7 protein-coding genes and 1 rRNA gene are annotated in these 8,276 nt (G+C 70.4%); all 8 read right to left on the bottom strand.

Annotation, left to right across the window (positions count from 1 at the left end):
- A 16S ribosomal RNA gene (locus HUX53_RS17220) occupies positions 1–114 on the bottom strand; the annotation flags it as partial.
- A gap of 816 nt (positions 115–930) precedes the next feature.
- The gene (locus HUX53_RS17215) at positions 931–1,083 is read right to left on the bottom strand and encodes a hypothetical protein (protein WP_176404211.1); all 153 of its coding nucleotides are present in this window, start codon (positions 1,081–1,083) and stop codon (positions 931–933) included.
- Between the two features lie 679 nt (positions 1,084–1,762).
- On the bottom strand, positions 1,763–3,043 hold the full coding sequence (gene tyrS / locus HUX53_RS17210; RefSeq protein WP_176404210.1) for a tyrosine--tRNA ligase: 1,281 nt from the start codon (positions 3,041–3,043) through the stop codon (positions 1,763–1,765).
- A gap of 192 nt (positions 3,044–3,235) precedes the next feature.
- Complete coding sequence (locus HUX53_RS17205) at positions 3,236–3,871, bottom strand: DNA-3-methyladenine glycosylase (RefSeq protein ID WP_176404209.1); 636 nt, start codon at positions 3,869–3,871, stop codon at positions 3,236–3,238.
- A 59-nt stretch (positions 3,872–3,930) separates the two neighbouring features.
- Entirely contained in the window at positions 3,931–5,349 is a 1,419-nt protein-coding gene (gene argH, locus HUX53_RS17200; RefSeq protein WP_309237286.1) for an argininosuccinate lyase, read from the bottom strand.
- Between the two features lie 228 nt (positions 5,350–5,577).
- Complete coding sequence (locus tag HUX53_RS17195; protein WP_176404207.1) at positions 5,578–6,780, bottom strand: argininosuccinate synthase; 1,203 nt, start codon at positions 6,778–6,780, stop codon at positions 5,578–5,580.
- Between the two features lie 64 nt (positions 6,781–6,844).
- Positions 6,845–7,348, bottom strand: a complete 504-nt coding sequence (locus HUX53_RS17190; protein WP_176404220.1) for an arginine repressor — start codon at positions 7,346–7,348, stop codon at positions 6,845–6,847.
- 8 nt (positions 7,349–7,356) lie between these two features.
- The gene (gene argF / locus HUX53_RS17185; protein ID WP_176404221.1) at positions 7,357–8,274 is read right to left on the bottom strand and encodes an ornithine carbamoyltransferase; all 918 of its coding nucleotides are present in this window, start codon (positions 8,272–8,274) and stop codon (positions 7,357–7,359) included.
- Positions 8,275–8,276: the final 2 nt, after the last annotated feature.

The following is an 8,276-nucleotide window of genomic DNA, read 5'->3' as shown; positions in this document are numbered from 1 at the left end:
TGTTACTCACCCGTTCGCCGCTCGAGTACCCCCGAAGGGGCCTTTCCGCTCGACTTGCATGTGTTAAGCACGCCGCCAGCGTTCGTCCTGAGCCAGGATCAAACTCTCCATTAAGGTCCAAACGACCGAGCCAGGGGGCGAACCCCAGCCGGCCAAACCTCGAAGAAAATCCCAGCAAAAGCACAACTCCAAAGAGTCGCGCATTGCCTCAAAGAAATCCCCACCACCCCGAAAGGTGGCCACGGGGCGACCCGGCCAACTGGCCGAGCCGATAAAGGCACTGGCTTTTAACACGCTGTTGAGTTCTCAAGAAACGGACACCCACCGCGCCGAACCCCGCTCCCGCGGACCCCGGCTCCGGGGCAACCCTTCTAGCTTATCCGATCCGTCCCGTTTGTCCAACTCTGGGGCGGTTCGGCCTCAAACGTCCCAATCAATGGAGACAAGCTCCACCGAGGTGGTCTGTACGAGGATCCCCTTCGGGGCCGGCCGCCTGCTCGGCGTCCCGCTCCCCCTTGGGGCGAGTAGAACATTAGATCCACTCGCCAGAGGCGTCAAATCAACCTTGGTTGGGCATGAAACCCCAGCTCACATCCTGTTTTCAGGCTCGGGACCATGCCCAGCACGCGCCCCTCGTAACCGCAATGTGACGTGTATCTACCGAAGTTTGCCCGCCTCATGGCGACCCGTCCGCCGGCACGGCCGACAGGCTGGGCACTCAGGCCGACAGCACGTGATCGAACGGGTCGTGGATGGCCCACACCACCCTCGCACCAACATCCACAACGGCAACCTCGGCGGCCTGGTGGTCCAGCGACGTCCCGACGCCGTGCCCACCACGATCACCGGTGCCTGTCGTGGCGGTGGGACGCTGGCACCGTCAGCATCTGGACCACGGCCGGGCAGTGCAAGAACCTGCGGTTCGGCTGCTCACATGACCAGGCCAAGACGCTCGCCGCGCACCGAAAAGGTGAATCCGACATCCTGCACCGGGGACAGCAGATGGTTCCTGATCGCCACCTGCGACGCCCTCGAACCGGCGGCATCGTCAACCTGGCCACCAACTCCGACAGTGATGACCATCGGGTCGGTGCCGACGGTGTCAGGCCCGCAGACGCGCCGAACGCACCGGCGCCTCCGTCAGGCTCTTGAAGAAGCGGGCCCGCCGTGGAAGCGCGGCACGCCACCCACGTCAACCACAAAATTTGTGTAGGTCGTTGCCGTCACTGCATGCACGGAACGCCGCATCGCACTCGAAGAACTGAGTCGGATCAACGCGGCGACTCAGCGTACGGGTCACGGTTCCACGCACCAGCGGGCATGTCTGTCCTCCTGGCCCGCACCAAATTCGGCGCCTTCATCGAGTACAAGGCACGCGCGCCGCCGTCGTTCCGGACATCCAGGTGGATCCAGCCTGCGCCTCGCAGCGCTGCCCGCGCTGCAGCCACACCGAACGGGCCAACCAGTCCGTCCGGGACCACTCCGCTTGTCGCCGATGCGGGCTCGCTCACCCCGCCAACGTCGACGCCCGGGGCACAGAACGAGCCGTACGGGACCGCTTCATATGTTGTCGGTGCGGGCTCGCCGGGCCGTCGACGTCAGCGGCGGGGTCAACGTGCGCGATCGCGCGTTCCAGCGGGGGTATTGCTCACATGCCCCGCCCCCCGTAGCGCGGAGGGCGGGGCGGATGTGATCCGTGATCAGCCAGCCGTAGTGGGCGGTCGGGAGTTTGAACAACGCCCATAGGGGGCTAGCCGCTCCCTTAGGACGACGCGGTTACCTCGATGCCGCCCACGTTTCGCTTGCCGCGTCGTAGGACGAGGAAGCGGCCGTGGAGCAGGTCGTCGGCCGCCGGTGCGGCGTCCTCCGACTCGACCTTGGCGTTGTTCAGGTAGGCGCCGCCCTGGGTGATGGCGCGGCGGGCCTCCGACTTGCTCTTGCACAGGCCGGACGCCGCCAGGAGGTCCACGACGGTCGGCAGGTCGCCCGGCGCCACCTCGGCGCGGGGCACCTCGGCGAGGGCGGCCTTCAGGGTCCGTTCGTCCAGATCGTCCAGGGAGCCCTGCCCGAACAGGGCGCGGGAGGCGGCGACGACGCGGGCCGTCTCGTCCGCCCCGTGGACGAGCGTGGTCATCTCCTCGGCGAGCGCCCGCTGCGGGGCGCGGGCCGCCGGACGGTCGGCGCCCTGCTTGACGAGCTCGTCGATCTCCTCGCGGGGACGGAAGCTGAAGAACTTCAGGAACTGCTCCACGTCCCGGTCGTCGGCGTTGATCCAGAACTGGTAGAACGCGTACGGCGACGTCAGGTCCGGGTCGAGCCAGTACGTCTCGCCGCCGGCGGTCTTGCCGAACTTCGAACCGTCCGCCTTGGTGAGCAGCGGGGTGGTCAGCGCGTGCGCGCTGCCGCCCTCCACGCGGCGGATCAGGTCGACGCCCGCGGTGAGGTTGCCCCACTGGTCGCTGCCGCCCGTCTGCAGCAGGCAGCCATGGCGCCGGTACAGCTCAAGGAAGTCCATCGACTGGAGCAGGACGTAGCTGAACTCGGTGTAGCTCATGCCGGTCGAGTCGAGCCGGGCCTTCACGGTCTCGCGGGCGAGCATCCGGTTGACCGGGAAGTGCTTGCCGATGTCGCGCAGGAACTCGATGGCGGACATGGGGCCCGTCCAGTCGAGGTTGCTGACCATGGTGGCGCCGGTCGGCCCGTCGTGGAAGTCGAGGAACTTCGACACCTGGCCGCGGACCCGCTCGACCCAGGCGGCCACGGTGTCCTCGGAGTTCAGAACGCGTTCGGCGCTCTTGCCACTCGGGTCGCCGATCAGGCCGGTGGCGCCGCCGACGAGGCCGATGGGCCGGTGGCCGGCCCGCTGGAAGCGACGCAGCGTGAGGATCTGGATGAGGTTGCCGAGGTGCAGCGACGGCGCCGTCGGGTCGAAGCCGCAGTAGAGCGTGACCGGTCCCGCGGCGAGCAGGGCCCGCAGTTCGTCCAGGTCGGTGGACTGCGCGATCAGGCCGCGCCACGCGAGATCGTCCAGGATGTCGGTCACGGTCTCCCTCGTCTCCGGCTTGCTTTCCTATGCCCACCAGACTGCACCGGCGGGCGCGTGTCACGCCAACGATATTCAACGCCCGCCGGCGAAGCGGCGGGCGGGAACGAACACCTCGCGTCCTGCGGCGAACGTCACCAGAAGCCGCTCTCATCCCATTTCGCGGCGTTGATCGCCGGCCGGAGGGGCGGGTCAGCCATCCGCCGGGGTCCTCTTGCGCTGCCTGGGGACGTGGGGGCGGTACGGGGAGACGGTCGGGTCGCCGTCGATCCAGAACCGCCATGGGACGTCCTTGGCGCCGGTCACGCCGGTCCGCGGGCCGCTGCGGATCAGTGTGGGGTTTGCGGGCTTGTTTTCGAGGACGGTCATCTCCCCGCCGGGCGTGCACACGTCCAGGCCGTTCTGCTCGCGGGCGATGCCGAGGGCCTGGCAGAGCCGGGCCGGGCCGCGGGCCAGGTCGCGGACGGTGGAGCGGGGCCGCCGCGATCGGGCGAGATCCTCACCCGCGATGATCTCGCCCGCGCGGAGCAGCACCGCCATGGACGTCCCGTCCGGCCCGCAGACCAGGTTCATGCAGAAATGCATGCCGTAGGTGAAGTACACGTAGACGTGCCCGGGTGGCCCGAACATCACCTCGTTGCGCCGCGTCCGTCCCCGGTAGGCGTGGGACGCCGGGTCCAGCGGACCCGCATACGCCTCCACCTCCGTCAGCCGCGCCGCCACTTCGCCTTCCGGGGTGCGGTGCGCGATCACATGCCCGAGCAGCGACGGCGCGACCTCCTCCACCGGGCGGTCGAAGAAATCCCTTGGCAGCAACGCTCCGTCCATCGCCTCACCGTAGGTCTAGGAAACTGTTCGCCGGCGGCCGGCCCATGGCGCCGCGCCGGTCAGGCGTCGGAGCCGGAGGCCCAGGCGGCGTGGTCGTTGACCTGCGTGCGCAGCGCGCTGATCTGCTCGCGGACGCGGTCGGGCGCCGTCCCCCCGTACGCCTTGCGGGACGCCAGGGCGCCCTGCACGTTCAGCACCTCGCGGACGTCCGGCGTCAGGTGCGGCGACACCTTGCCGAGTTCCTCGTCGGTGAGGTCGTCGAAGTCCTTGTCGTTGACCTGGCACCAGACGACGAGGTGGCCGACGACCTCGTGCGCGTCGCGGAACGCCGTGCCGCGCCGGACGAGCAGTTCGGCGAGGTCGGTGGCGAGGGCGAAGCCGTCCGGGGCGAGGGCCTCCAGCCGCTCGGTGTTCACCCGCATTGTCGCAATAAGTCCGGACATGGCGGGGAGGACGAGCAGCAGCGTCTCGACGGCGTCGAACGCGCCCTCCTTGTCCTCCTGCAGGTCGCGGTTGTAGGTGAGCGGCAGGCCCTTGAGGGTGGTCAGCAGCCCGACGAGGTGGCCGATGAGGCGGCCCGCCTTGCCGCGCGCCAGCTCCGCGACGTCCGGGTTCTTCTTCTGCGGCATGATCGACGACCCGGTGGCGTAGGTGTCGTCCATCTCGATCCAGCGGAACTCCTGCGACGCCCAGAGGCAGATCTCCTCGCCGAGACGCGACAGGTGCACGCCGACCAGCGCGGCGGCGAACAGGAACTCGGCGACGAAGTCGCGGTCGGCGACGGCGTCCATGGAGTTGGGCGCGGCCGCGTCGAAGCCCAGCTCGGCGGCGGTCGCCTGCGGGTCCAGCGGCAGCGACGAGCCGGCGAGGGCGCCGGAGCCGAGCGGGGAGATCGCGGCGCGCTTGTCCCAGTCGCGCAGCCGCGCGAGGTCGCGGGTCAGCGGCTGGACGTGCGCGGGGAGCTGGTGGGAGAACAGCACCGGCTGCGCGTGCTGCAGGTGCGTCATGCCGGGCGCGGCGACGCCGAAATTGTGCTCGGCCTGCGCGATCAGCGCGGTCTCCAGCTCGACCAGCCGGGACACGATCTGGCGGGCGTGGTCGCGCAGGTAGAGGCGCAGGTCGGTGGCGACCTGGTCGTTGCGGCTGCGGCCCGCGCGCAGCTTGCCGCCGAGGGCGCCGAGCCGCTCCAGCAGGCCGCGCTCCAGGGCGGTGTGGACGTCCTCGTCGGCGACGGTGGGCCGGAACTCGCCGTTCCGGCACGCCTCCTCCAGGTCGTCCAGGGCACCGATCATGCGCTCCAGTTCGTCGTCGGTGAGCAGCCCCGCCCGGTTCAGGACGCGGGCGTGCGCGCGCGAGCCCATCAGGTCATAGGGGGCGAGCCGCCAGTCGAACTGGACGCTCACCGAGAGCCGCGCGAGCGCGTCCGACGGGCCGCCTTCGAACCGGCCGCCCCACAGCCGCGTCGGTGCCTTCGTCACGGAATTCCTCTTCCCACTGCTGATCGTTGCCATCTCATCTCACCACGCCCCGCCGCGCCGGCCGTGGCCGGGCATGCGCGCGCCGCGCGGGGACGCCGGGCTCACGGCGTCCCCGCGCGGCACTACGGCGTCCGCCCAGGCTACGGCGTAACGACCGTCCTCCAGCCCCCACCCGCCACCATTCAACGGACGAGCTTCGCTCGACGGCCGCTGGCCCGGCGTGACCTGTCAGGTGTCCAGGTCGCGGTCGCGCTTGGCGGCGATCTTGCTGGGCAGGCTCCACAGCTCGACGAAGCCCTTGGCGAGGCTCTGGTCGAAGGCGTCGCCGGTGTCGTAGGTGGCGAGGTCGTAGCTGTAGAGGGACGCGTCGCTGCGCCGGCCGGTGACGACGGCGCGGCCGCCGTGCAGCGTCATCCGGATCTCGCCGGACACCTGCTTCTGCGCGTCGGCGATGAACGCGTCCAGGGACTCCTTCAGCGGCGAGAACCACAGGCCGTCGTAGACGAGCTCGCCCCAGCGCTGGTCGACGGACCGCTTGAAGCGGGCGAGGTCGCGCTCGACGGTGACGTTCTCCAGCTCCATGTGCGCGGCCATCAGCGCGATCGCGGCCGGGGCCTCGTACACCTCGCGGCTCTTGATGCCGACGAGGCGGTCCTCGACCATGTCGATGCGGCCGACGCCCTGGGCGCCGGCGCGCCGGTTCAGCTCGGCGATGACCTGGTACGGGGTGAGCGGACGGCCGTCCAGCGCGACCGGCACGCCGGACGCGAACGTGATGACGACCTCGTCGGCCTCGCGCGGCTCGGCGGGGTCGGCGGTGTAGTCGTAGACGTCCTCGATGGGCCCGTTCCAGATGTCCTCCAGGAACCCGGTCTCGACGGCGCGGCCCCACAGGTTCTGGTCGATGGAGTACGGCGACTTGGCCGACACGTCGATCGGGAGGCCCTTGTCCTCGGCGAACGCGATGGCCTTGTCGCGCGTCCAGGCGAAGTCGCGGGCGGGCGCGATGACCTTCAGGTCGGGGTCGAGGGCGGACAGGCCGGCCTCGAAGCGGACCTGGTCGTTGCCCTTGCCGGTGCACCCGTGCGAGACGGTGGTGCCGCCGAACTCCTTGGCGGCCGTCACGAGGTGCTTGACGATCAGTGGCCGGGACAGCGCCGACACCAGCGGGTAGCGGTCCATGTAGAGGGCGTTGGCCTGCATGGCGGGGACGCAGAAGTCCGCGGCGAACTCCTCCTTGGCGTCCACGACGACGGCCTCGGCGGCGCCGCAGGCGAGGGCCCGCTTGCGGATGGTGTCGAGGTCCTCGCCGCCCTGGCCGACGTCGACGGCGACGGCGATGACCTCGCCGCCGGTCTGCTCGGCGAGGTACGGGATGGCGACGGAGGTGTCCAGGCCCCCGGAGTACGCGAGTACGACGCGCTCGCTCATGGTCTTTGTCTCCTGTGCGAAGTGTTCGGATTCGGAAGGCTGGGATGGGGGCCGCCGAGCGGCCCTAGCTTCGTCGTTCGCGCCCGTTGGTCAGCCTGAGGAGCGCTTCCGCGACGTCCTCCCCGCCGGTGGGGTCGCGGGCGATGACGAGGATCGAGTCGTCGCCCGCGACGGTCCCGAGGATCGTCGGCCATTCGGCGTGGTCGATCGCCGAGGCCAGGTACTGCGCGGCCCCCGGCGGAGTCCGCACCATGACCAGGTTGGCCGACGCCTCGGCCGAGACGAGCAGCTCCGCGGCGAGCCGGGAGAGCCGTCCGGTGAAGGTCTCGGCGGCCCCGGTGCGGGCCCGCCGGATCCGCTCGCCGCCCTCTCCGGGGACGGCGTAGATCAGGCTGCCGTCGTCGGCGCGCAGCTTCACCGCGCCGATCTCGACCAGGTCGCGCGACAGCGTGGCCTGGGTGACGTCGACGCCCTCGTCGCCGAGGAGCTTGGCGAGCTCCCCCTGCGAGTGGACGGGGTGCCGGGTCAGCAGCTCGATCACCCGGGCGTGCCGGGCGGCCTTGGTCATGGGGGTCGTCACCGGGAGCGCTCCAGAAGCCAGACGAGCAGGGCCTTCTGGGCGTGCAGCCGGTTCTCCGCCTCGTCCCAGACGCGGCTCTGGGGGCCGTCCAGGACGGACGCGGCGATCTCCTTGCCGCGGTAGGCGGGCAGGCAGTGCAGAACGATCGCGGCCGGGTCGGCGAGGGCGAGCAGTTCCTCGTTGACGGCGTACGGCTCGTAGAGAGAGGTGTCCTTGCCGGCCTGGCCCATCGACACCCACGTGTCGGTGGCGAGGACGTCGGCTCCGGCGGCGGCCTTCGCGGCGTCGTCGGTGACGGTCACCGATCCGCCGGTGGCGGCGGCGATCTCGGTGGCGCGGGCCACGATCGCGGGGTCGGGCGGCAGGGACGCGGGGGCGCCGACGCGGACGTGCATCCCGGCGGTGGCGCAGCCCAGCAGGTAGGAGTGCGCCATGTTGTTGGCGCCGTCGCCGAAGTAGGCGAGCGTGGCGCCGGCCAGGTCGCCCTTGGCCTCCCGGACGGTCTGCAGGTCGGCGAGGATCTGGCAGGGGTGAAACTCGTCGGTGAGGGCGTTGACGACCGGGACGGTGGTGCCGGCGGCCATCTCGTCGATGCGCTCCTGCCCGGCCGTCCGCCACACGATGGCGCTGACCTGCCGTTCCAGGACGCGCGCGGTGTCGGCGATCGTCTCGCCGCGACCGAGCTGGCTCGTTCCCGCGTCCATGACGAGGGGGTTGCCGCCCAGTTCGGCAATGCCGACGGTGAACGACAGCCGGGTCCGGGTGGACGGCTTGTCGAACAGGACGGCGACCGACTGCGGGCCTTCGAGCGGCCGGTGGCCGAACCGGTCCTTCTTCACCTTCACGGCGAGGTCGAGGACCTCGGCCTGCTCGGCGGGGGTGAGGTCGTCGTCGCGGAGGAAGTGCCTGGTCACGG

Source organism: Actinomadura sp. BRA 177, assembly GCF_013372625.1.
In the GTDB taxonomy this organism is placed as follows: Bacteria; Actinomycetota; Actinomycetes; order Streptosporangiales; family Streptosporangiaceae; genus Spirillospora.
Note: the sequence above shows the minus strand (reverse complement) of the source record. Positions and strands in the feature narration are given on the sequence as shown.